Origin of the sequence: Cytobacillus kochii (genome assembly GCF_020171845.1) — a bacterium.
Classification (GTDB): domain Bacteria; phylum Bacillota; class Bacilli; order Bacillales; family Cytobacillaceae; genus Cytobacillus; species Cytobacillus kochii.
On record NZ_JAIVAM010000011.1, the window covers coordinates 16,885 to 40,766 of the forward strand.

21 protein-coding genes, 1 riboswitch and 1 other annotated feature are annotated in these 23,882 nt (G+C 38.0%); of the genes, 3 read left to right on the plus strand and 18 right to left on the minus strand.

From position 1 onward, the window contains the following. Positions 1 to 198: 198 nt before the first annotated feature. From LCM23_RS17880 to LCM23_RS17965, 18 genes are all read right to left on the minus strand, one after another. Positions 199 to 1,680 carry a DEAD/DEAH box helicase gene (locus LCM23_RS17880; protein ID WP_224938132.1) on the minus strand — a complete coding sequence of 494 codons (1,482 nt, stop codon included), beginning with the start codon at positions 1,678 to 1,680 and terminating at the stop codon, positions 199 to 201. Positions 1,681 to 2,121: 441 nt separating this feature from the next. Continuing rightward, the gene (locus LCM23_RS17885; protein WP_224938133.1) at positions 2,122 to 2,808 is read right to left on the minus strand and encodes an alpha/beta hydrolase; all 687 of its coding nucleotides are present in this window, start codon (positions 2,806 to 2,808) and stop codon (positions 2,122 to 2,124) included. A 206-nt stretch (positions 2,809 to 3,014) separates the two neighbouring features. Then, entirely contained in the window at positions 3,015 to 4,382 is a 1,368-nt protein-coding gene (locus LCM23_RS17890) for a UDP-N-acetylmuramoyl-tripeptide--D-alanyl-D-alanine ligase (protein ID WP_224938134.1), read from the minus strand. Positions 4,383 to 4,478: 96 nt separating this feature from the next. Then, entirely contained in the window at positions 4,479 to 5,555 is a 1,077-nt protein-coding gene (locus LCM23_RS17895) for a D-alanine--D-alanine ligase (protein ID WP_224938135.1), read from the minus strand. Positions 5,556 to 6,427: 872 nt separating this feature from the next. After that, positions 6,428 to 7,147, minus strand: coding sequence for an ATP-binding protein (locus LCM23_RS17900; protein WP_224938136.1), 720 nt, complete (start codon positions 7,145 to 7,147; stop codon positions 6,428 to 6,430). Then, positions 7,144 to 7,650 carry an ECF transporter S component gene (locus LCM23_RS17905; protein WP_306470089.1) on the minus strand — a complete coding sequence of 169 codons (507 nt, stop codon included), beginning with the start codon at positions 7,648 to 7,650 and terminating at the stop codon, positions 7,144 to 7,146. The genes LCM23_RS17900 and LCM23_RS17905 overlap by 4 nt, the downstream gene beginning before the upstream one ends. A 3-nt stretch (positions 7,651 to 7,653) precedes the next feature. After that, a complete protein-coding gene (locus LCM23_RS17910) occupies positions 7,654 to 8,235 on the minus strand; it encodes a cob(I)yrinic acid a,c-diamide adenosyltransferase (RefSeq protein WP_095370838.1) in 582 nt (193 codons plus the stop codon). A 16-nt stretch (positions 8,236 to 8,251) separates the two neighbouring features. After that, entirely contained in the window at positions 8,252 to 8,692 is a 441-nt protein-coding gene (locus LCM23_RS17915; protein WP_224938137.1) for a bifunctional adenosylcobinamide kinase/adenosylcobinamide-phosphate guanylyltransferase, read from the minus strand. After that, positions 8,644 to 9,249, minus strand: coding sequence for a histidine phosphatase family protein (locus LCM23_RS17920; protein WP_224938138.1), 606 nt, complete (start codon positions 9,247 to 9,249; stop codon positions 8,644 to 8,646). Before LCM23_RS17920 ends, LCM23_RS17915 begins: the two co-directional genes overlap by 49 nt. Continuing rightward, positions 9,207 to 10,004, minus strand: coding sequence for an adenosylcobinamide-GDP ribazoletransferase (gene cobS / locus LCM23_RS17925; protein ID WP_224938139.1), 798 nt, complete (start codon positions 10,002 to 10,004; stop codon positions 9,207 to 9,209). The genes LCM23_RS17920 and cobS overlap by 43 nt, the downstream gene beginning before the upstream one ends. Continuing rightward, complete coding sequence (locus LCM23_RS17930; protein WP_224938140.1) at positions 10,001 to 11,503, minus strand: cobyric acid synthase; 1,503 nt, start codon at positions 11,501 to 11,503, stop codon at positions 10,001 to 10,003. The genes cobS and LCM23_RS17930 overlap by 4 nt, the downstream gene beginning before the upstream one ends. Next, complete coding sequence (locus LCM23_RS17935) at positions 11,469 to 12,068, minus strand: bifunctional adenosylcobinamide kinase/adenosylcobinamide-phosphate guanylyltransferase (RefSeq protein ID WP_224938141.1); 600 nt, start codon at positions 12,066 to 12,068, stop codon at positions 11,469 to 11,471. The genes LCM23_RS17930 and LCM23_RS17935 overlap by 35 nt, the downstream gene beginning before the upstream one ends. Beyond that, entirely contained in the window at positions 12,047 to 13,123 is a 1,077-nt protein-coding gene (gene cobD / locus LCM23_RS17940; RefSeq protein ID WP_224938142.1) for a threonine-phosphate decarboxylase CobD, read from the minus strand. The genes LCM23_RS17935 and cobD overlap by 22 nt, the downstream gene beginning before the upstream one ends. Then, positions 13,110 to 14,063 carry an adenosylcobinamide-phosphate synthase CbiB gene (cbiB, locus tag LCM23_RS17945; protein WP_224938143.1) on the minus strand — a complete coding sequence of 318 codons (954 nt, stop codon included), beginning with the start codon at positions 14,061 to 14,063 and terminating at the stop codon, positions 13,110 to 13,112. The genes cobD and cbiB overlap by 14 nt, the downstream gene beginning before the upstream one ends. Then, the gene (locus LCM23_RS17950; protein ID WP_224938144.1) at positions 14,053 to 15,528 is read right to left on the minus strand and encodes a heme ABC transporter ATP-binding protein; all 1,476 of its coding nucleotides are present in this window, start codon (positions 15,526 to 15,528) and stop codon (positions 14,053 to 14,055) included. The genes cbiB and LCM23_RS17950 overlap by 11 nt, the downstream gene beginning before the upstream one ends. A gap of 7 nt (positions 15,529 to 15,535) precedes the next feature. Continuing rightward, on the minus strand, positions 15,536 to 16,594 hold the full coding sequence (locus LCM23_RS17955) for a FecCD family ABC transporter permease (protein ID WP_224938145.1): 1,059 nt from the start codon (positions 16,592 to 16,594) through the stop codon (positions 15,536 to 15,538). After that, entirely contained in the window at positions 16,560 to 17,522 is a 963-nt protein-coding gene (locus LCM23_RS17960) for an ABC transporter substrate-binding protein (RefSeq protein ID WP_224938146.1), read from the minus strand. Before LCM23_RS17960 ends, LCM23_RS17955 begins: the two co-directional genes overlap by 35 nt. A gap of 107 nt (positions 17,523 to 17,629) precedes the next feature. After that, a riboswitch (cobalamin riboswitch) is annotated at positions 17,630 to 17,809 on the minus strand. A gap of 53 nt (positions 17,810 to 17,862) precedes the next feature. Next, positions 17,863 to 18,642, minus strand: a complete 780-nt coding sequence (locus LCM23_RS17965; protein WP_224938147.1) for a hypothetical protein — start codon at positions 18,640 to 18,642, stop codon at positions 17,863 to 17,865. A gap of 457 nt (positions 18,643 to 19,099) precedes the next feature. Here LCM23_RS17965 and mgtE point away from each other — a divergent pair, with 457 nt between their 5' ends. The 3 genes from mgtE (at position 19,100) to argS (ending at position 23,809) form a co-directional block, all read left to right on the plus strand. Then, complete coding sequence (gene mgtE / locus LCM23_RS17970) at positions 19,100 to 20,458, plus strand: magnesium transporter (protein WP_224938148.1); 1,359 nt, start codon at positions 19,100 to 19,102, stop codon at positions 20,456 to 20,458. Positions 20,459 to 20,616: 158 nt separating this feature from the next. Continuing rightward, on the plus strand, positions 20,617 to 21,804 hold the full coding sequence (locus LCM23_RS17975) for an FtsW/RodA/SpoVE family cell cycle protein (RefSeq protein WP_224938149.1): 1,188 nt from the start codon (positions 20,617 to 20,619) through the stop codon (positions 21,802 to 21,804). Positions 21,805 to 21,849: 45 nt separating this feature from the next. Then, positions 21,850 to 22,067: a binding site (T-box leader), on the plus strand. A 56-nt stretch (positions 22,068 to 22,123) separates the two neighbouring features. After that, entirely contained in the window at positions 22,124 to 23,809 is a 1,686-nt protein-coding gene (argS, locus tag LCM23_RS17980) for an arginine--tRNA ligase (protein WP_404294370.1), read from the plus strand. Positions 23,810 to 23,882: the final 73 nt, after the last annotated feature.

The window sequence follows — 23,882 nt, forward strand, 5'->3', positions numbered from 1 at the left end:
TAAATTTATCTGGCATCCTATTATCCATTATACTGAAGCAGCAGCAAATACTATAGATAAAAACACATCTAGGTTAACGGTTATAGGTTTTATGTGGGCTTTTTATTCCTCTGATTTCCTCCACCATAGACCCTATTGCTACATGTCTACATAACACAAAGAACCGAGCTTCATTTATTGCTCGGTTCTCCCAATATATTATCTATAGCTATTTGCATTTGTTTTCTTATTTCCTTGATAATTCCTTTTACCTGAAGGTTTACCATCACGGGAGCGATAGGAGTTACTTTGTCTTCCTTTCGGGCTATACCCACCTCTAGGACGGTTACTTCTATCTGTGGATCTTCTGTCTCGTTTAGCCGGTAAAGGTTTCTCTTCTGTTAGTTTTACTGGAGTCGTGTCCGGTTCTTTGATCATGAGCTTCAACAATGCTTGAACTACCGTTGTTGCGTCATGTTGTTCAAGTAATTGTTGTGCAGATTGTTGATAATATTGAAGATGATTATCCTCAATGATTTGCTCGACTTTTTCTGCAACAGCCTTTTGTTGCCCCTCTAATGCTTGATCTAACGTCGGAGCAGCCATTCTTTCCATTTTCTTTTTCGTTGTTTTTTCAACGATACGTAAGTATGATTTCTCACGTGGGTTAATAAATGTCATGGCCATTCCTTCTTTACCCGCGCGACCTGTTCGACCAATACGATGAACATAACTTTCCGGATCTTGTGGTATATCAAAGTTATACACATGTGTAACACCAGATATATCTAATCCACGAGCTGCTACATCTGTTGCGACAAGGACATCAATGGACCCTTCTTTAAACTTACGAAGGACAGACATACGTTTAGCCTGGCTCAAGTCACCATGTATTCCTTCTGCATTGTAACCTCTTAAACTTAAGGCTTCAGAAAGTTCATCCACCCTTCTTTTCGTACGTCCGAAAACAATCGCAAGTTCTGGTGATTGAATATCAAGCAGTCTTGTTAACACATCAAACTTATTTTTTTCTTGTACTTCAATATAATATTGCTCAATGAGTGGTACAGTCATTTCCTTCGCTTTCACTCGAACGATTTGTGGCTCTTTCATAAACCGCTCAGCAATACGTTGAATGGCTGGTGGCATCGTCGCAGAGAAGAGTAAAGTATGCTTCTCTTCTGGGACACTTGATAAGATTTTTTCAATATCATCAATAAAGCCCATATTTAACATTTCATCAGCTTCATCTAAAATCACTTTTTTGACATGATCTAGTTTTAGTGTTTTTCGATTAATATGATCAAGGATTCTTCCAGGTGTACCGACAATAATATGAGGTCGATTTTTTAAAGCACGTATTTGACGGTTAATATCTTGGCCACCATAAATCGATAACACTCTCGTTTTTTTCCCAAAACCGAGTTTGTATAATTCCTCTGACACTTGAATGGCTAATTCTCTTGTCGGTGCGATGACTAAACCTTGAATAAAACTATCATTATAGTCAATATGGTCAATCATAGGAATACCAAAAGCGGCTGTTTTACCTGTACCTGTTTGCGCTTGTCCAATTAAGTCCTTATTCTGCAAGCTTAAAGGAATCGTCTCTGCTTGAATCGGGGTTGCCTCTTCAAACCCCATTCTTTTAAGAGACTTCATTGTTTCAGGGCTTATACCCAAATCTTGAAACTTAGTCAATGTATCCAATCTCCTTCTGTTCTTTGAAAAATATTTTATTTCATCAAGTAGGCAGGAAATTTCCCCAATCAAAGTTGTTATAATTACAACGATTTAAGAGAAACCCACTATAGAGAGGATGAGGGAGAATTTATTACCAATGCATGAATTGTGCTATGCTTATTTGTATAAAAAAATAAATGTATGATGACTTCCGCATCCTAAATCTAACGAACAATTACAAATAGAAATTTTTATTCAGACATGTAATGAAAAAAGACATTCTCCTACCAGTGGAGTATGTCCGGGTTTCAATGGAGTTCCTGTTGACACTTTGTTGTATATATTACCATCTCAACGCATGATTTGCAATGCTTTAGCAGGACATAGTATGACAGTAGTATAAAAATAAACCATTGACGAAAGAGAGTTCATTTGAAGAAAATCGCCTTAACTAAAAGGTTATGAAAGAAATTGAAGTACTTCTTTAAACAGTTGCTCACTTTCATCACAATGGCAAATTAAATGTTTTGACCGTTTAATAATAATTTTGTGTTTCTGTTCTGAGGTGATGTGTTTGTAAAGATAATCTGCACTGCGTACAGGAACGATGCCATCATCCTCTCCTTGAGCGATGAAAGTTGGAACCTTCACTTCTTTTAATCGTGGGCGGACCGTCGCTACTAGCTTTTGGAACTGCCTAGCTGCAGCAATCGGCGTGGAGCTGATCTTTTGTTTGTAATGTATAAATAATGGATTTTGCGTTATTCTTGTGCCTTGAAGCCCTTCTCTTAATAACCCTTTAATATCAAGGAAAATTTGTCTTGGATTTAAATAATAGGCAGCTGCACTAAGTAAAACCAGTTTCGCTACCGGGTATTTTACCGCTAATTCACTAGCGATCATGCCTCCCATGGAGAATCCAATAATATAAACAACTTCACATTTTTCTAGTAAGTTTTTTAATTCTTCCTCTGCATGATTGATCCATTTTTGAAACACAATCCCCTTTAAGGACTGCCTTTCTCCATGACCAGGTAATGTAGGAACCGCTATTTCCCAATCCGTATGTTCCTTTATATAATTCGCCAATGGGGCAACTTCATAAGGTGCACCTGTAAATCCATGTATGCATAAACATCCAATCATCTTTTACACCGCCAATGGTAAATTTATCAGGCTATTGAACAGCTTTTCAACTTTAACATAAGCATCTAGTTTATTTTTTACCCTCTATACGGAAAATTAAATCCTCATAACGTAAAAAATGTGAATTATTATAATATAATTCAAAAGATAGAAAAAACCTTATGTTCCATGTGAAACAATAAGGTTTTTTGAATTTTAGTATAGTATTATTGCAATCCCTCAACGACTTCTTCTAACTTCATTCCCCTAGAAGCCTTAACGAGTACAATTGTTTCATCATTGACATGTTTTTTTAGTTCTTCAATTAATGGTGCCTTTTCATCAAAAGCAAATACACGGTCTTCAGACAATACTTCCTTGGCTCCCTTTGCAATTAAGTGTCCTAATCGACCATAGGTAAATACGGCATCGATGTTTTCCGCACAGATGGATAACCCGATTTCTTCATGAAATCTCTCTTCATCTGCCCCCAGTTCCAACATATCACCAAGAACAAGTATTTTCTTCTTATATCCTGGTAAATTCGCTAATAATTCTATTGAAGCTTGCGTTGAAGTAGGGCTCGCATTGTATGCATCGTTTATTATTTTCTCGCCATTTTGACCCTGTAGTATTTCCATCCTCATATTTGTCAGTCTCACTTTCACTAATCCTGCTTCCATTTCCGCAAATGACACATTAAAATGTTGTGCAACAATCATAGCTGATAGAGCATTTAAGACATTATGCATACCTAAAATAGGTAAAGTGAATTCTATTTCGCTCGCATTGACCTGAAACTTACTGCCGTTGTCTAATTGTTGGATATTCACAGGATATAGGTCATTTTGTTCGGTTCTTCCAAAGGTTTTAACCGTAGCTTGCCCTTTATATGAATCAAAGTAATTTCTTAAAAGGGGTTCATCCCCCATGTATACCATCAATCCATCTGACTTTAAGCCATTTATAATCTCAAGCTTTGCTTCAGCAATTCCTTCTCTTGAGCCTAAATCTTGTAGATGTGATTCACCGATATTGGTAATAATCGTTGCATCAGGGCGTGCTAGCTTAGTTAGAAAGTCAATTTCACCTTTTCCACTCATACCCATCTCTAATACAGCTACCTCTGTTGTTTCTTCTAGCGCTAAGATGGTAAGCGGAAGACCAATATGATTATTATAATTGCCTTCGGTTTTTTGGACTTTATATTTTAACGCTAAAAGATTCGCCATCATATCCTTTGTCGTCGTTTTACCATTGCTACCAGTAATCCCTACCACTTTTATACTTAACTGATTACGATAGGCTCTTGCCAGCTCTTGTAATGCAGTTAACGTATCTTTAACGATGATAATGGGTAAGTGAGTCGGTGGATTTGGTACATCCTCTTGCCAAAAAGCAGCCGCAGCTCCTTTTTCAATAGCATCCGACACATACTGATGCCCATCTGTTCGCTCTCCTTTAAAGGGTATAAATAGTTGTCCTGGAGTAATCTCACGAGAATTAATACTTACACCTTGAATTTCTTTTTTTCCGTATGGTGAATTCTCTATTTGAATCATTTCTGCTAAATCATTCAAGGTTCTCTTAATCAACTTTTCCTGCCTCCTTTTTGACAGGTGCACTGCGGGGTGCAAAGCCTATCTTTCTATGTAACTGTATACGCTACAGCTTAGCTGTTCCGCTTACAATTACATTGTATGCTTAATTTTTTGTTTTTCTTGATGTCTTTCAATTGCTAAGTTGACAAGACGCTCAATAAGGGCTGGATATTCAACACCTGAATGCTTCCAAAGTAATGGGAACATACTGTATGGTGTAAAGCCTGGCATTGTGTTCACTTCATTTATATAGACTTTTCCTTCCTTTGTTAAGAAGAAATCCGCTCTAACAAGTCCCGAACAATCTAATGCTTTAAAGGCTTTAATTGCCATCGCTTCTAATTCGCTATATTCAGCTTCTGTAACATCAGCAGGAATCATTAAAATTGTATTCCCATCTTCATATTTTGCCGTATAATCGTAGAAGTTTTTATCTTTCGGAATAATTTCACCGGCAACAGAGCACTCAGGGTAATCATTTCCCACTACACCTAGTTCAATCTCTCTTGCATCTACACCTTGTTCGATAATAATTTTACGGTCGTATTTAAATGCTTCAACGAATGCCTCATGGAGCTCACTACGATTCGTACATTTGCTAATTCCTACACTAGAGCCTAAATTTGCTGGCTTAACAAAGCACGGGTATCCGATGGTATCTTCTACTTTGCGATAAGCATCCTCTTCCGCAGTTTCCCATTCCCCTCGAAGGAACCAAACATAATTAACTTGGTTTAATCCAGCTTGAGCAAAGATATTTTTCATGATCACTTTATCCATTCCTGCTGAAGAAGAAAGGACGCCATTTCCAACATATGGTAAATTTAAAAGCTCAAGCATTCCTTGAACCGTACCATCTTCCCCATTTGGACCATGCAATAATGGAAAAATCACATCAAAAGGTCGACTTTCTTGCGTCTCGAAAAGGGTTGGTGCTAACGCTAAAGGTGATAGCTGTTGGCCTTCTGAAAAAGATAATTCTTTCACTGTATCAACGGGCCCAGCAAGTTGTTGTCCCTTGATCCATTGACCTTCTTCCGAAATATAAATAGGATAAATATCAAATTTATTTGTGTTTAATGCTTTAATCACGGCAAGCGCTGTCTGCATAGAAACATGATGTTCAGCAGATTTCCCACCGTACAAAAGTCCGATCTTAATCGTCATCAATAAAACCTCCAATTTTAACAAGTAACTTAAATTTATTTTACCACTTTATAAAATAAGAGAGTAAATGTTTCAACAAGATAAATGCCTATAAAAGTATATGTATGTATAACCATGGGAAAAGGAGCTTACTTCAATTAAAAAATAGCCATTTCTCTCTTGAAAAAAGTTATATCGTCATTGGAGATTGTCCTCATATCGATTATTAATGGCAATGAGAATGAACTCATTTCAGGATATAAAGACCTAATTCCCATTATCCTGAAATATTTAATCATATACCCTTCATTCCTTCTACAACCTATAGAGAGCATCAATATAGATGCAAAATTCTTTGAAGCTGTTCTACCTACTGATATACCACTATTATACTTTTTTTCACTTACTTCTCTGTTAACATTATGTTACAAAAGCTCTAGTTTTCTATTACAAAAAGATTAATATCTGTAATCGTTATCAATATATAATAAAAAATTTCCTTTATAACGAACTGACATTAGGTATCATTCACTAAATAGCGCAAATGATTGCCAGCCCATTTTACCTCATTTATATATTTTATACTAGCTAAAATAAATGGCAAGATTAATCATCGCATCGTTACGATTACAATCGTACGATTTGTCATTTAGTAATAAAATCTGCCAAAAGACCTACCACCTTTATCTACATTCACTTTCTACCCATGCCACATTGACTGCTGTCAAAGTAAAAAGAAGCATCCGCACGCCAGTTATTGGCAATGTGCCGTACATGCTTCTTTCCCAATTTGTAACTTTCTTTTGTCAGTAAAAAGAGAATATAATCGACCTTGCATTCTATTCTCTATACTCCATTCCGTTTGCCATGCCTTTGTTAAAAAACAGTTAAACTCATTCTTTCACCTTTACAGGATAAAAATAACCAGTAGCCATTTCTTTTATTTTCTGTTCATTTTCAAGTGTGTAACTAATAATGAAGCAGGTTGCAGGACCTGAAGAAGTAAGTAAGTCTAATTCACAAGTGATATCAGTTAGGGCAAAGACACGATTCTTAAATAATTGGTTTAACTCAGCTAATATCCCTTTAGAGCCAACAGGCATGACTGTCACTTTTTCCATATTGACGAGTTTTGAACATAGCGCTAGCGGAGCTATATGTAGAGCATCATTAATGACGGCTTCTCCTACTAACGGTCTACCGATAACTGCTATCCGATTATCTTCTTTAAACTCTATCGCATGAATATCTTTACTCGCATGTATTTTCCCCATAACAGATACAGCTGTTGCAGATTGCTTCAACTCAAAGTTACTTTCTGTACTTCCTGTTATAGATAATTCGGTTAGGCCTAGTTCCAGCAAGCCCTTTTCAATTCCTGTTATTAATGATCGCCACACTTGATCTCCAGAAAAATTCTGCAAAATTATCGCTAACGGCGTTGCACCTATAGCTATACATTCCATCATCGACACCCTTAAAGCATAATAAGCGACATCCTCATAAGAAACTTTAATTAAATCCTCATGCTTTAATCCAATACCACCGCTATTATCACTTGCTATGACAAGTGATTCTTCCTTGTTAAATGGAATCACCAGTACATCTCTCATTTGGTATTTTCCATGGATGTTTTTACCGGTTGTATGATTTTGACCAATCTTGGAATGAGGATAAGAGCTATAGCTACGTTAAAAATAGAACCAAGTAAAAGCGAAGGAACGAGTGCCAAATAAAACGCTTCCCCCATAATAAAAAGAAATGGAAGTGGGGCTGCAAACGAGTTTCCAAGCACAAAGAGAATAGAAGCAATCCATCTATGTCCATTGCGGTACAATAATGCAAATATATAACTTAGAATGGCCATCTCCATCGCTACTACCAAATGAAAGGGCCCCATTGGCAACCCACCTAATAGTGCTGACAATAAATGACCTGTCCCTCCAACGATTGCACCAGCCGGACCTCCTAGTAAGGCACTAGCGAGTAGCGCAGGAAATGAATCTAGTGCCACACTAGTGACAATCCCAGCTGGAATCTTAATTGCTGCACCAATCACCGATAGGGCAACAAAAACACTTAGCCATGTTATTTTAATTCCTTTCAAAAGACCCATCACTTATTCCCCTTTTCTTTTACCTCCACGGAACACTTTCGCACTACGTACATATTCTACATCCGGATTCCCTAAGCGAAAGTTGATGACGCGGGCTAATGCAAAAAAGTAATCAGATAAGCGATTTAAAAACATAACAGCTACATCCGGAACAGTATCATCTGTTTTCTTAAGTGATACGACTAATCTTTCTGCTCTTCTTGTGACGGTTCTTGCTATGTGAATAGAAGCAGATGCCTTGGCACCTCCTGGCAAGATGAAACGTTCTAATTCTGGTGCTTCTGCAATAAACACATCAATTCTCTCTTCTAAATAATCAATGGACTCTTGTTTTAGCTTCAGTTCACGTGTCTTTGTTACGTTTGCTAAGTCTCCACCACAGTCAAAAAGTTCATGTTGTATCTTCTCTAAATCATCCAAGACGTCTGCGAATTTTGCTTGATCCAACTCAGTTACAGCCTGACCGACAAAACAATTGACTTCATCAACTGTACCATAGGCTTCAACACGTATATCGTCCTTTTCTACTCTGCCGCCAATAATGCTCGTTTTTCCTTTGTCTCCTGTTCTCGTATAAATTCTCATCTAATCGCCCACTCCCTTATTTAATTTTCTGTGCTATACCATACCAAATAATATCCATTTGCGTTGCCTGTTTTGCCATTTTTTGATACACTCGTCCGCAAACATCCCGTAAAAGTCGATCTTTCTCATCTACTGGTACAATGCCCTTTGTTATATCCGTACCAATTAAGATGACTTTGCGTGTACGTTTGCTGTTTTCCCATGCTGCAAAATCAACGAGGAATTGCTGTACTCTTTGTTGTATCTCCTCTTCTCGACTGTAAGTTAATACATCCTTTACCCAATATTCTATTCCTTCCCATACAATTACACCATCAATATCTGTAAAATTTTCTACTTCAGGTGGTGCCGAACTACGGTAGGCGGAATACCAGAAATGGCTTGCTCGGTGAATACCATATTGTTTTTCTACCCATTCTCCCTTTCCGTTATAGGCTCCTCCTGTAACAAAGTGCATATAATCTCTCCCCCTTTCAATTTAACATCGATTTGATAGCCTCCACTATAAGGAATCTTCCAGTCCCAAAAAGCTTTTGTATTTTTTACTTTCGTATGTAAGATATGGCGGATCACTCCACCGTGCGTGACAATCGCCATTGTTGAAATTGCTTTCTCCAACGCTTCTGCTACTAATGAGTCCCAGGCGTGATCAAGTCGTTGACTAAATTCACTATAACTTTCTCCATCAGGAGGTGATAAGGTTTGCCAATGATTTAACCACTTTCGATATGGTTGATGATTCTTTAATTGCTCATACGTACAGCCTTCCCATTCACCGAAGTTAAGTTCTCTCAAATCACTCATCAAGACAAGCGGTTCATTAGGGAATAATTTCTTACTCGTTTCAATACATCTACCTAAATCACTTGTTACAATGATATCGCAAGGGGGTACTATCGGGACGATAGCTTTCGCCGAAACAAGCGGAGAATCACTCCACCCTAGATAAGCTTTCCTCCTATTGGCCTCTGTCATCCCATGACGAAATAATGTGATAACCAAAGAACCATCCATAAACTCCATTCCACTCCTTCCACACATGCACCAATGACATCGCCTGTTGTGCCCCCAAACCAACCTACGCTTTTTTGTTTCATAATCATAAACAAACATAATGAAATGATTAACATGCAAGTAAATCCGAATATAAGGGAAGGAAAAAAGAAGAACAGCCCTATTGCAACTAGTAAAATATATACACCATACATCACAACACTTCTCAAAGTAGCTGCATCCTGAAACATTTTACCTAACCCACTATTTTTAGCTGTCTTCACCTTCACTAGCATCATGCCCATGACCATACGACTAAAAAAAGGAATACAAGCAATAAAAAAGAAAACAGATGTGCTTTCAAACTTAATAGCAATTTCATAAATAAAAAATAGTTTTGTACTTAATAAGAGAATGACCGATAGCACACCAAAAGCACCAACTCTTGGATCCTTCATCACTTCTAATCGCTTTTGTCGATCACCATAGGAAAAGTATGCATCACTTGCATCCATCCAACCGTCTAAATGAATCCCTCCAGTGACAACGATTAATGTCACCCAAAGAAAAATGGCAGCTGCTAATGGCGAAAAAGGAGAAATCATTAATAACAAATAAAATATAAGCCCATAGATGACACCTTGTATGATACCTAACAATGGAAACGTTTTAATCGCGCCATTTAAATGCTTATTATCCATCGGTAATTGGAGAGGAATCGGAATGGCAGTGAAGAATTGCAAATTAATTAATAATCCTTTTAGCCATATTTTCATAAGGTGTGATCCTCTATACCGATGATTTCTTTAAGAAGATCAAAGTCAATATTTGATTTAAAGTGTGCTGCTAGTTCTGCATACTTTTTATCCTTCTTGTTACTGATATAAACCGGGTCTTTTAAAGGCAAACCTTTATCTACGCGAATCTGATTTAACCAATGTGCACGCCATTCATCGTGATGAAAAACATGATGCATATATGTACCAATAACCTTGCCACCTTTACTTGTATATCCATCATAATGGCCATCCGCTTTTTTCAGAAAATAATGCCTATCATGATTCTCTACTACTGTTTCGCCTAAATGGATTTCATATCCTTTTAATGATTGTACAAATGAGCCTTTTAACTTGGGGTAAAGCGTTCCTTCCACTTGAATGGTTGTTTTTTCAGTGATAAAAGTGGTGTCAGCTGGAATTACCCCGAGTCCATTTATCTCCTTCCCTTCAATTCCCGTATCCGCACCATAAGGGTCGGCTAATCGCCTACCTAACATTTGAAAACCACCGCAAATTCCGATGACTCTGCCGCCATTTTCTATATAATCCTTTAACCATTTATCGAGCTTTCTATCACAGAAATATTGCCAATCATGAATCGTGCTTTTCGTTCCTGGTAAAATGACAGCATCAGGCATGCCCATTTCATCACTATGATTAACCCAGCGGAAAGATACATCATCTTCATATAAAAACGGGTCCATATCGGTAAAATTTGAAAGATACGGTGGTTTCAATATAGCAATATCTATTGGGTTATCCTTTTTAGAAACCTGTATAGATAAGGAATCCTCTGCATCGATCATATGATGATGTAAATATGGCATCACACCGATAACTGGAATACCACAGTGATCTTCTATCCACTTCTTACCGTCCGCAAATAGAGACAGATCTCCTCTAAATTTATTAATAATAATCGCTTTCACTCGACTTCTTTCGTTTTCTTCTAGTAATGATAACGTCCCAACGATACTCGCAAACACGCCTCCTCGATCGATATCAGCTACTAACAACACAGGCACATCTGCCATCTCAGCCACTTTCATATTGACTAACTCACGATCTTTTAAATTAATTTCTACAGGAGAGCCGGCACCTTCCATCACAATCGCATCATAAGTGTTTTCTAGTCTATTAAGTGCTATCGTAATCGCCTCTAGCCCCTTTTCATAGAAAGATGCTCTATAGTCCCGACCAGACTGAATGGTCTCAGCTTTCCCAAACAAAACGACTTCAGAAGTCGAGTCTGATGTTGGTTTTAAGAGAATTGGATTCATATAGACGGTTGCCTCTATTTTTGCAGCTTCTGCTTGTATACCTTGTGCCCGTCCAATTTCTTTGCCATCTTTTGTTACATAAGAATTATTAGACATATTTTGTGATTTAAACGGAGCAACACGCACACCCTCTTCTACTAAGGCTCGGCATATAGCTGTGGCAATCATACTTTTCCCCACATCAGAGGCTGTTCCAACGACCATTAAGCCTTTCATATTCTTCTCCTCCTTTCATCTGAATGAGACAGCCAGCATCTACTAGATAAGCTTCATCTGCAAGTGCCACGATTTTTTGATGGAGTCGTCCTAACATCTTTCCATACACAAGTACAAGTGGTTCATCACTTATCACATCATGGAATATTTCGTTACTTACGAGAATTAACGTATCGACTTTACTCGAAAGTTCTTTTATTCCTTGGACAAGATTTTTAAAAATTTGTTGTTGAAATTCGTAATCAGACCAGCGATTTTCATAAAAAAACTCATTATTAAGCAGAGTTGTTAGGCAATCTAGAAGAATAATATCGTTTGAAGAGTAGTGGGTAGCTAGTTGGTGAACGTTTCTTGGTTGTTCCCATGTCATCCACTTCTTACCACTCTCTTGCCTATGCTTTTGATGATGCTTAATGCGCAACACCATTTCTTTATCGCTTGGTTGAGCTGTCGCGATGTAATGTAATTGCTTCCCATGGTAGTGAGCCCTATCAATTGCCAACTTCTCAGCAAGCTGACTCTTACCACTTCTTACTCCTCCGCTTATAAAGATGATTCGCGCCATCGCTTTAATGCCTCCATCAATCGAATGTTTTCAGCCGGTGATTTTATTGCTAGTCTAAGCCAATTTCCTTCCAATCCGGGAAAGTTGTATGTATGCCTTGGAATCAGTCCCTTTTCTAATAAAAAAAGAAAAAGGCTCTCGCTTTCTTTGGAAAATGAATCTTTTAGTAAGTAAAAATTGGTAGATGAATCTGAATGTAGGTAATCATTACGTGTTAAAAAAGAAAAGATTTTCTTCCGTTCTACCTTCATCAACTCACGTGTTTTCTTCTGAAAGTTATTATCCTCAATACACAGTAACCCTATTTCCTGCGCCACACTATTGACACTCCAATGCGGTTGTATTGCCCTTAAGTCAGTTATAAATTGTTCATTCGCGAGCACATACCCTAAGCGAATCCCAGGAATGGCAAACATTTTAGTCATAGAGCGAATAATAACTAATTGATCGTATTGCAGTAATAACGGTGAGATCGCTTCATACTTATCCACAAAATCATAAAAAGCTTCATCGACAATGAGGTAAACACCTAGACATTCTGCGGCTTCAATCAAACGTTTGATTGAATCTTTCGAGAAGTATTTACCCGTCGGATTATTCGGGTTCGTCAAAAAAACTACATCAATCTCCTTAAAAGTAGCTATCAAACCTTCTATATCTAAATGCCAGTTCTTATTTAAGAAGAAATAGGTGATTTCACACGCATTCGCTCGGCAAGCTGTCTCATATTCGGAAAAAGCAGGTTGGACAATCATTACACGCTTTCTCGCAAATAATTGCCCAATCATTGAGATGATTTCGGCTCCACCGTTGGCAATGAGAACATTTTCTTTTGGAAGTAATGTGGTTTTACTGATACGCTCTGTTAATCTTGTGGCAAACGGATCGGGGTATTCGTATAATGATGAAAGTAAGCTTGACCATTGCCTTTTTACAACTTGTGGAGGCCCTAATGGGTTAATATTCGCGCTAAAGTCAATTGTTTTTGCGGGCATATCTAACTTTAATACTTCGTATAAATATTGTGGATTCGCACCATGCTTAGGCCATTGCAATCAAAACACCCCCTAGCCATAAGATAAAGAGATACAGTGGAATGGTCTTAGTAATAATAGTATTCGCCTCTACAATATGATTCCTTGATAATGGCATATTGGCTTCCCCCATCGTGGCACGATAAGAAACATGCCCTTCATATGTATTTTTACCACCTAACTGAACGCCTAATAAATAAGCCACAGCTGCTTCTCCCCAGCCACTATTGGGGCTTGGATGTTTTTTCGCATCGCTCATCACTAATTGAAAACTCTCTTTCCTTTGTATAAATCTCGGCTTATTCACGAGAAGCATACAAAATGCTGTCAGTCTACTCGGCACCCAGTTCACCACATCATCAAGCTTTGCAGACGCCCAGCCAAAATCAATGTATTTCTCATTTTTATAACCGACCATTGAGTCACAAGTGTTAATAGCGCGATAAACTAAGGCAAATGGTGCACCACCAATTAATGCAAAGAACAACGGGGCAGTAATCCCATCACTTGTATTTTCTGCTACTGTTTCAACTGTTCCCCTAACAATCTCCGCTTCATCTAGCTCGTCTGTATCCCTACCAACAATATATGAAAGCTTTTGCCTTGCCTCACTTAATTGTTCCTTCTTTAAAGGCTCGTACACTTCTATTGCCGCTTCCTTTAAACTTTTTTGGGCGATGGTAGTTGCGATTAACACCGCCTCAAATAATATTCCCACGATAGGGTGGACCGCATAGGCAATCACCACAATACTTATCGATATAACTAATACAATCAATAAGACGGTTGTTAACATAGCTACACCTTTCCATTTTCTATGCTCCCCTATATTCCATTTCTTCCTTAAAAATCCTATTAAAGAACCCATCCACTTTACAGGATGCGGCCATTGCGGCGGGTCACCTATGAATCGGTCAATGACCACTGCTACTGTTAATGCGATTAAATGTTCAATCATCATCTGTTTCCTTTTTTCTTTTACGACTCTTGTGAATCGCTTTTTGTGTACATTCGTAAATACCTTTTCCAATTATTTTTCCTAGGGGTGTAACTGTTCCAGCGAAATCTATTTTCTCTCCGCTTTGTGTTGCAGCAACTAAGATACTATCCGTAGATGTGCCCGTGGCAACTGTCCCGGTTTCTTTGTCTCGTACTTCTAAATCCATTAATACTTTTGCTTTCGCTTCAGTTGCCGTCATCATTGCTTGAATAAATGCCTCTTCAGAAAGATGACCATTGACAAATATCCAACTATTTATAGTGCCTGGGGTTACTACCTCTTTATGTTTGCTCGCCATCGAAGCATCGACAGCGTTTCCTACACCTGCTGTTACCACGATCAACACAGAGAACAGATCCATTTCGTAAAATCCGTAGATCACATCATCCGTATACACCGCTGTCATCATCCCAACCGTTTCCGAAGGCTCAAACCCTTTTTCTATAAGAAAATCTACCATCTCCTCATAAAAATCATCACAGTTATAACTTTTATCAACATGGCGATTAACAAATGTTTGATACCAGCCAATGCCAGAACCAACAACGCCTGATGACATTACCCTTAGAGGTTGGGCAGACTGAAGTGTAATATATTCTTCATTCACCATTAATATAGCCGGTGTAATAATCTCTTCATTTTGCCATTTCTCCTCAGGTATTAGGACTACTTGAGGTGCTGGTACTTTCGGGTGTCCGTGCTTCTTCACTTCAGTCTCATAGACTTCTATAATACGTGCTTCTTGCAATACTTCATTAGGTTTATCATTAGAGACTATTTTTCCATCATTTAATAAAACGATTTGATCACAATATAAACCGGCTAAATTTAAATCGTGAAAAATGGATAGGACCGTTAAACCCTTTTTCTCAGTCCACTCTTTTAACATATCTAGCAATTCTTTTTGATAAGATAAGTCTAAATGATTGGTTGGCTCATCAAGTAATAATATTTCTGGTTCTTGTGCGAGACTTTGTGCCAAAAACACACGTTGTCTCTCTCCACCTGATAGCTCAGTTATATTTTTATGTGCAAAATGCTGTACACCTGTTTGTTTCATCGATTGTTGCACAACTTCTTCATCATCTTCAGACCATGTTTGGAACCAACCACTTTGATGAGCATAGCGGCCAAGCGATACAATTTCCTTTACTGTATAAGAAAAACTATGTTCGGCATGTTGAGGTAGGACAGCAACGATTTTCGCTATTTCCTTCGTGTTATAATTTTGTACTGGTTGATCTTTTAAATAAACTTCACCAGATGTGACCGGTATAAGACCACTTAGCATCTTTAAAACCGTCGATTTGCCGCTCCCATTCGGTCCAAGTATGCCAAATAACTGTCCTTTCTCTACTTCAAAGGAAACATCATGAATGACCTGCTTGCCTCCATAACCACCGTTAATTTGTCGTAAGCTATACATCATCACATTATCCTCTGCCTTCCGCTCTTCTTTTAATTAGAATGATAGCAAAAACTGGTGCACCAATTAACGCAGTAATGACACCAATAGGTAACTCAGTAGGTGAAATGATTGTTCTTGCAAATAAATCAGCAAGTATTAAAAACCCAGCACCTGTCATCATCGATAAAGGAAGCAAGTGTCTATGGTCTGGTCCCCATAGCAATCTGGTTAGATGCGGAATGACTAAGCCGACAAATCCGATTGTACCTGACACTGCTACAGCGGCACCTGTTAAAATCGATCCGGCAATTAAGACCATCATCTTACGTTTCTGTACATTTACCCCGATATGACGAGCTCTTTCTTCGCCGAATGACATCGCATTTAATTCCTTGCTATTGGCAATGAGCATCGCAGACCCAATGATAAAGAAAGGAAGGATGATTTGAACATAGTCCCAACCTCTCATCGATACGCTTCCTAACAACCACCCAATAATCTGTCTCAGTTCATCCCCCGTTAAAGCAATCATTAAGGAAATAAATGCACCTAGAAAAGAACTGAAGATAATACCGGTTAAAATGATTGTCTCTACTCTCATGCCACGATCAATTTGTCGCGCAAAGAAAAGGACAACAATTATCGTTAGAAAAGCTGTTGTAATACTAAATAACGGTAAAGTAAAGGTGCCTACAAACGGAATGGATAAACCGAGAAAGATCGTTAATACAGCACCAACAGAAGCTCCTGAAGACACCCCCAATGTATAAGGGTCAGCTAAAGGGTTCCTTAATAAACCTTGAAAGGCAGCACCTGCAATTGCAAGTGATGCCCCGACAAAGCCCGCCAATACTACTCTAGGCAAGCGAATATTCATAACAATATTACTATGCATTGGATTAACATCATTACTTATCGGTAAACGTAAGATTTCCGCTCCAATGATATTGAATATATCTAACGGTAGCACTGAAACAGTGCCTATAGAAATCCCCATCATCATTGCTACACATAAGAAAACGAACGCACAGAGATAAGCAACACCTCTATTATTTAAATACTTCTGGGTAAATCGCTTTTGCAAGCTCCTCTACTCCTTCTACAAGTCTAGGACCTGTACGAGTTACCTTATCAGAGTGCACATCATAGACTTGCTTCTCTTTAACGGCTGTTACATCTTGCCAACCTTCTCGGCTTAAAAGGGTTTCTACCGCATTTTCCGTATAATACCCGTATGTAGTGATAATCACATCAGGATTCTTTTCGATGACAGCTTCCTCGTCAATTTGTGGCCAACCTTCTTCTTCAATTACATTTTCCGCTTGGATCAAATTGAGCATATCATCAATAAATGTTTTTTGACCGGCAGTATATAAAGAAGGAGCTGCAGAGATTTCAACAAAGACAGATTTTTTCTCTTCAACAGACTTTGCTTTTTCTTCGATTTCTGCCAAACGGGTTTTCATTCCCTCAACTGTTTGACTTGCTTCTTCTGTTGCTCCTGTTGCTTTACCAATCATTTCAATGGAGTCATATACTTCTTCAAAATTTTGTGCATCATTGACAATAAGAACAGGAATACCAGCATCTCTTAATTGATCTAAGCCTTCAGTACTATTATGTGCTCCTGAATTATGTGCTAATACAACATCTGGATTTAAAGCAATAATTGCTTCTACATTAAATTCTTGTCCACCGATCTTTTCAATATCAGCCACTTCTTCTGGATAATTATCAAAATCAGATACACCGACTACCTTCTCACCTAACCCTAATTCGAAAGCGATTTCAGTATTACTCGGGATTAACGAAACAATCGCTTCTGGTTCCTCTTCAATCACCACTTCTTGATCCGCAGCATCCGTTATTGTTACAGGAAAAGCGCTAGTTTCAGTACTCTCTTCAACCTTCTCTTCTCCATCTTTCTTCGGCTCAGCTGTGTCATTCCCACATCCAGCAAGAATACCTGCTGATAGTAAAATCGAGACTAAAAATAAATACCATTTCTTCATGATTGACCCTCCTTAAAATATAAAACATCCCCAGTAGTAGGAGATGTTTGGAAGGAATAATCACGACAAAGAAGCCTTACCAAACACCCCCTATCCTCGTAGGTTACAGTGTTTATGGAAGATAGGCAGGTTTCCTGGCTTATGGTTTATAATCAAAGGCTCCTCCTATAGAACCTATATAGCAGTTGTCTTTGTTTATTAACCAGTTACAGTGGCGGGACCGCATTGGTTTTACACCAATTTCCCCTATTAAGTCAAAAATTGACACCTATTTCCTTAAATCTACAATTTTCTGTCGATTTTATTATACCTTATCATATTTTGTGGTGCATTATTATTTTTATGAATCAGTTACTTGCCATTCTTTCAGTTTTTTATCAAAAACCAATCTCGCGTCTGGCGTGGCTTCCTTCCTCATTGCTTCGAACTCATCATACATATCATCCATATTAGCGAAATCTCCAACTGTCCAGAGCGGTATATTAATTTTTGTACGTGTCTGCTCACTCTGTTCAAAAGAAATCACCAGGCCTTCCTTCATTAAATTTCTTAATGCCCTTAACGCGCCTTCTGGAACTTGTGGATATGTTTTTTTCTTTTTTAGGCCTAATAAAGATTTTTCTACTTTTAAATGCTCCATCTTCATAGCAGCAACGTCGCCAAGCATTTTGTAAAAGTCCTGCCAGTCTCGGTAATAGACCTTATTTAACCAACCATCATCATGCGCTAAATAACAATAACGATTGCTTAAATGGTTATAGAAAGGTTTCTTTAAATGCTCCTTTACATGACTAAGATATAGGAGCTCAGCAATTGCTTGAGCGGGCAATTCATTTAACGATTCTTCCTCCTCGAAATCTATCCAGCAAAAATCACCATAACTATAAACATCTTCGTTTATGAGTGCTGGCAGGTCTTCATGAGCCACCCAATCAAACATGGTATGTACATTCAGTTCCCCATTATCATACTGGTGCTTCACTAATAGAAGATGCCCAGTCCTGTTCTGTAATGATTGCATAAACTCAGAAAATTCAATTCCATAAGAAATAACGGACTGGTCCTTTTCGTTTAATAAGATATAGATGAGATCTCGAACACTATGATTTTTCTTTCGCAATTTAGAAACCTCCGAACTGAAAATAGAAAGACGAAGAGCAAATTCAATAGTACCACCTTAGTTATTACCCTCATACCACACACTATTTCGTTTTACTGCAATAATTTATACTAACTACATGTCAATCATAAACAACCGATACAATGCTTCATTTCATCCATTTCATTTTAGCAAAGATAAGGAAATACGATTATTAAAAAAACATTACAAAATAACTATTTCAATTCCTGAATTTTGTTCATACCCTAAAAAAGCCTTTTTGTATCAAACCAATGATAACATTCCACTTCTAACACATACTATGAAAATAACTAATGGATTAGCATACAATCTTAACTTTTAAACCATATATTACTTAAAAAAAATCATGATTTTCCCAGTTAAAGAATGGTAAGATAAGCATGTAATCTCCGTTTACAATTTAAGGTATATCCTCGGTTGAAAGGACTTGAGCTTTATGATTCAGACGATGACAGAAAACCAAATCGCTTTATTGATCATCAAAGCATTAAAGGATAATAAACAAAAAGAATTTAACAGGATTTTAGATGAACTGCAACCGTATGATATTGCTCAAGCTTATGATCATCTGCCTGAAAAGCATAAAAAACGTTTCTTATTATTTATGACTGCTGACCGCCTTGCCCAGTTGCTAGAGGAATTGAATAAAGACATGCAGCTAGAGGTTTTAAATAAATTAGAAAATGAGAAAACAGGAAAAGTCTTGGATTTAATGGATAATGACGACCTTGCCCTTTTACTTCATGATATGTCAGCTGAGAAAATAGAAAATCTCCTTGCCGGTATGAAACAAAGTGAATCTCGCATCATTCAGAATATGATGACCTATCCACCAGAAACTGCCGGGCGCTTAATGACTAACCGTTTTGTATGGATTCGTGATTATTACACAGTCCGAGAAGCAGTAGAAAAGTTAAAATCCTTTGCAGAATATGCTGAAACGATTAATTATTTATACGTGATTGATCAAGACAGAAAATTAGTTGGGGTTGTCTCTCATCGTGACTTACTAATCGCAGAGCCTCTCGAGGTCATCCAAGACATTATGTATGAGCGGGTCATCTCAGCTGCAGTGACGACAGACCAAGAAGAAGTTGCAAACATGGTCTTAAAATATGATTTCCTTGCTATTCCAATTGTGAATGAAGAAAATGTGCTAATGGGTATTGCCACTGTTGATGACTTGATGGATGTTGTGGTCCAAGAAGCGAATGAAGATATTGAAAAGCTATCCGCTTCGGGTAAGGCAATTGACTTTGATACGAAAGCTTTCGTCGCCGCTTATCGAAGGTTACCGTGGCTCATTCTTTTATTATTCATCGGCATTATTTCAGGCAGTATCATAAGCGGGTATGAGGCTACTTTATCGCAAGTCGTAGCCCTCGCCTTTTTCATGCCCATGATTTCTGGTATGACAGGTAACACAGGTACGCAATCATTAGCAGTAGTTGTCCGAGGACTTGTATCCAATGATTTAAATAAAAAAGTGGTTACGAAACTGATCCTTAGGGAGTTAGGGGTAGGTGTGATTATTGGTGTCACTTGTGGTATTTTAATCGCGCTGATTGCATTTTTTTGGCAAGGAAATATTTATTTAGGCTTAGTAGTCGGAGTTTCCCTACTTCTAACTTTAATTATCGGGACACTTTCGGGAGCCACTATCCCTTTATTGTTATACAAATTCGGGATAGATCCAGCCATAGCTTCCGGGCCTCTTATCACAACATTAAATGACATTTTCTCACTTGTTACGTATTTTGGTATTGCCACAATGTTTATTTCCTACTTAACTTAACATTACTTTTTTATTTTATATTGTAAATAAGGAAACTCTTTTTCAATTCTGTACGTCTATATATACGTTTAAACATATTCCCTTGCAGAAGATTCCTAATGGTTTTTTTCTGTTCGTAGCATGACCTTAATGTATAAAATAAAGATAGGTGTTTATATATGGATCGTATACAAAAAAAGAATGATCGCTTTGATTGGACATTAGCCCTAATATTATTTTTGTTCTGCATCATTAGTTGCACTGCTATTTATAGCGGGCAAACAACAGCACAGTATCCAGATAACTTCGTGCTACAACAAATAATCTTTTATAGTATAGGTATGATTGTGATCGCAGCCATTATGTACTTTGATTCTGATCAGATAAAGCGAATGACCTGGATCTTATTCGGTATTGGCACAATACTTCAAGCAGGACTTTTTATCGCACCAGAGTCCCTTGCCTATGAAGTAAAAGGTGCAAAGCTCTGGTACAACGGTCTGCCAGGACCTTCTTTGCAGCCATCCGAGTTCTTTAAAATATTTCTTATCCTCGCACTAAGTAAAGTGATTGTAGATCATTATGCAAAATACACCATGAAAACGGTAAAAAATGACCTTATACTGTTTATTAAACTTGGGCTCGTTACTTGTGTTCCGCTAGGACTAATCATTTTAGAAGATTTGGGTACGGCGCTCGTTATTATCGCTATTTTCACGGGGATTCTACTTGTGTCCGGTATTACTTGGAAAATTATCCTCCCTGTTTACGGAACGGTTGCAGCTGTAGGTGGAACCATCATCTATTACATTATTTGGGCTCCTGAAACATTATTAAAGTATCTATCAGTGGATAACTACCAATTAATGCGGATTTATGCTTGGTTAGATCCGTATACACATAAACAAGGAGCTGGCTTACAACTGTACAATTCTCTTCATGCTATCGGCTCGGGAGAATTGGGTGGTAAAGGTTTTTATGAGAGACAAGTTTATATCCCCGATGTTCACACAGACTTTATTTTCAGTGTCATTGGTGAAGAATACGGCTTTATTGGAGCAAGTGTCGTGATATGCTTATATTTTATACTTATTTTCCACTTAACGAAAATTGCCTTATCAGTCAATGACCCATTTAATACTTATGTCTGCGTGGGCGTTATTAGTTATATTACGTTCCATGTATTTCAAAATATCGGGATGACCATTCAAGTATTACCGATTACAGGTATTCCTCTTCCTTTTATTAGTTATGGGGGTAGTTCCTTAATCGGCAATATGATGGCTATGGGGCTTATTTTTAGCATTAGATTTCACCAAAAGAGTTATATGTTCCAAGACAGCTCTAAATATTATCGTGCATCTTAAGGTTGCTTTTTTAAATATCTAGCGTATAATAATGGAAAATCAAACGGAAATTCAGTGACGAAGAGAGTAGATGTAGGTGAATTCTAAAGCGAAGCAGGGATGGTGAGAGCCTGCGAGAAAAGCCACATTGAAGCGCACTTCGATAGAAGCATGGCAGAATCCAAGTAGGTCATGTCGGTTGTTCGCCCCGTTACAGGCAAGTAGTAAAGGGGTTCGTTACGAACAATTAGAGTGGTACCGCGGGTTTAAGGCTCGTCTCTCAAATTATGAGAGACGGGCTTTTTTATGTTTTCTATATTTTTTGGAGGTGAAAAAGGTGATAGATATGAAAAAGACCATCAGTTCAAGTATTCAAGTTGCAATAGATAACGCCTTAAGTGAAGGTGAGATTCGTCGCTTGTTAGAAACGCCTAAAACATCCGAACATGGCGACCTCTCCTTCCCATGTTTTGCACTAGCAAAGATTTATAAAGAAAACCCAAATCTATTAGCAAAAGACTTAACAGGAAAGCTAACTCATGAATGGATAGATCATGTTGAAGCTATTGGGCCATATGTAAATATATTTTTTAATAAAAAAGCAATCAGTCAACTCATTATTCAAGCCGTACTACATCAAGGAGAGAATTACGGACAATCAGGAAGCGGTAAAGGTAAGACAATCGTAGTAGACTACTCTAGCCCAAATATCGCCAAACCATTCTCAATGGGGCATCTTCGTTCGACAGTCATTGGTCATTCCCTTGCACTTATAGCAGAAAAGCATGGATATGATACAGTTAGGATTAATCATTTAGGCGACTGGGGCACACAATTTGGCAAACTCATTACCGCCTATAAGTATTGGGGAAGTGAAGCTTTAATTAAGAAGGAGCCAATTAAGGAATTACTCCAATTATACGTAAAATTTCACGAGAAAGCTGAGGAACATCCCCACTTGCATGAAGAAGCAAGAGCTTGGTTCAGAAAACTTGAACTTGATGATGCGGAGGCAAAGCAACTTTGGTCGTGGTTTAGAGACGAATCTTTAAAAGAATTCGAGAAAACCTATCAACTGCTCGGTGTCTCTTTTGACTCTAATCATGGGGAGGCCTTTTATAACAATCAAATGAACGCGATTGTCGATACACTGCAACAATCTGACTTGCTATGCACCTCTGATGGAGCAGAAATCGTACCCTTATCAGATGAAAATCTACCTCCTTGCTTAATTAAGAAATCAGATGGAGCGACTCTATATGCTACACGCGATATTACGGCGGCCATTTATCGTAAACAAACATACCAATTTGACGAGGCTCTCTATATCGTTGGTCCAGAGCAGTCCATCCACTTCCAACAAGTCAAAGCCGTATTATCTAAAATGGGGCATTCCTGGGCGACACATATCCATCACATCCCATTTGGGTTGTATTTACAAGAAGGTAAGAAGATGTCGACAAGAAAAGGTCGTGTCATATTATTGGAGGAAGTACTACAAGATGCCATACAATTAGCTTCAGAAAATATTGAACAAAAAAATCCTCATCTAAAAAACAAAGATGAGGTAGCTAAAGCTGTTGGTGTAGGAGCAATTATTTTTCATGATTTAAAGAATGAACGAATGAAACAAATAGAATTTTCTTTAGAAGACATGTTAACATTCGAAGGGGAAACCGGTCCGTATGTACAGTATACACAAGCTAGAGCGCAATCTATTTTACACAAAAGTCAGCAAAAGACTTATAAAATAGAAGGTTTATCAAGTGAATACGCTTGGCAAGTAGCTAAACTTTTATCCCTTTATCCAGATAAGCTCGTCCTTGCCCATGAAAAATCAGCACCGTCCATCATTGCCAAATATTTAATTAGTCTAGCGCAAAGCTTTAACAAATACTACGCTAACGAAAAAATACTTCATAAAGATGAACATTTATCTTCGAGACTCGGTCTTGTCAAAGCAGTAACAATCATCTTAACTGACGGTCTGCATTTACTTGGTATGAAGGCACCTCAGGAGATGTAATTTCACCTTGCACACCAGCTCCCTCTTTAGCCAATTGGGAGCTATTTGATTGAATGAAGCAAAAGTACACAGT

What these genes read in the sequence shown, in the direction of transcription:
- LCM23_RS17885 (WP_224938133.1), bottom strand. Translation starts at nt 2,808, where the DNA reads ATGATTGGATGTTTATGCATACATGGATTTACAGGTGCACCTTATGAA.
- mgtE (WP_224938148.1), top strand. Translation starts at nt 19,100, where the DNA reads ATGATTCAGACGATGACAGAAAACCAAATCGCTTTATTGATCATCAAA.
- LCM23_RS17920 (WP_224938138.1), bottom strand. Translation starts at nt 9,249, where the DNA reads ATGGATGGTTCTTTGGTTATCACATTATTTCGTCATGGGATGACAGAG.
- LCM23_RS17915 (WP_224938137.1), bottom strand. Translation starts at nt 8,692, where the DNA reads ATGCACTTTGTTACAGGAGGAGCCTATAACGGAAAGGGAGAATGGGTA.
- LCM23_RS17975 (WP_224938149.1), top strand. Translation starts at nt 20,617, where the DNA reads ATGGATCGTATACAAAAAAAGAATGATCGCTTTGATTGGACATTAGCC.
- LCM23_RS17895 (WP_224938135.1), bottom strand. Translation starts at nt 5,555, where the DNA reads ATGACGATTAAGATCGGACTTTTGTACGGTGGGAAATCTGCTGAACAT.
- LCM23_RS17930 (WP_224938140.1), bottom strand. Translation starts at nt 11,503, where the DNA reads ATGAAAGGCTTAATGGTCGTTGGAACAGCCTCTGATGTGGGGAAAAGT.
- LCM23_RS17900 (WP_224938136.1), bottom strand. Translation starts at nt 7,147, where the DNA reads ATGAGAGATGTACTGGTGATTCCATTTAACAAGGAAGAATCACTTGTC.
- cbiB (WP_224938143.1), bottom strand. Translation starts at nt 14,063, where the DNA reads ATGATGATTGAACATTTAATCGCATTAACAGTAGCAGTGGTCATTGAC.
- LCM23_RS17960 (WP_224938146.1), bottom strand. Translation starts at nt 17,522, where the DNA reads ATGAAGAAATGGTATTTATTTTTAGTCTCGATTTTACTATCAGCAGGT.
- LCM23_RS17950 (WP_224938144.1), bottom strand. Translation starts at nt 15,528, where the DNA reads ATGTATAGCTTACGACAAATTAACGGTGGTTATGGAGGCAAGCAGGTC.
- LCM23_RS17910 (WP_095370838.1), bottom strand. Translation starts at nt 8,235, where the DNA reads ATGAGAATTTATACGAGAACAGGAGACAAAGGAAAAACGAGCATTATT.
- cobS (WP_224938139.1), bottom strand. Translation starts at nt 10,004, where the DNA reads ATGAAAATATGGCTAAAAGGATTATTAATTAATTTGCAATTCTTCACT.
- LCM23_RS17935 (WP_224938141.1), bottom strand. Translation starts at nt 12,068, where the DNA reads ATGGCGCGAATCATCTTTATAAGCGGAGGAGTAAGAAGTGGTAAGAGT.
- LCM23_RS17905 (WP_306470089.1), bottom strand. Translation starts at nt 7,650, where the DNA reads ATGGGTCTTTTGAAAGGAATTAAAATAACATGGCTAAGTGTTTTTGTT.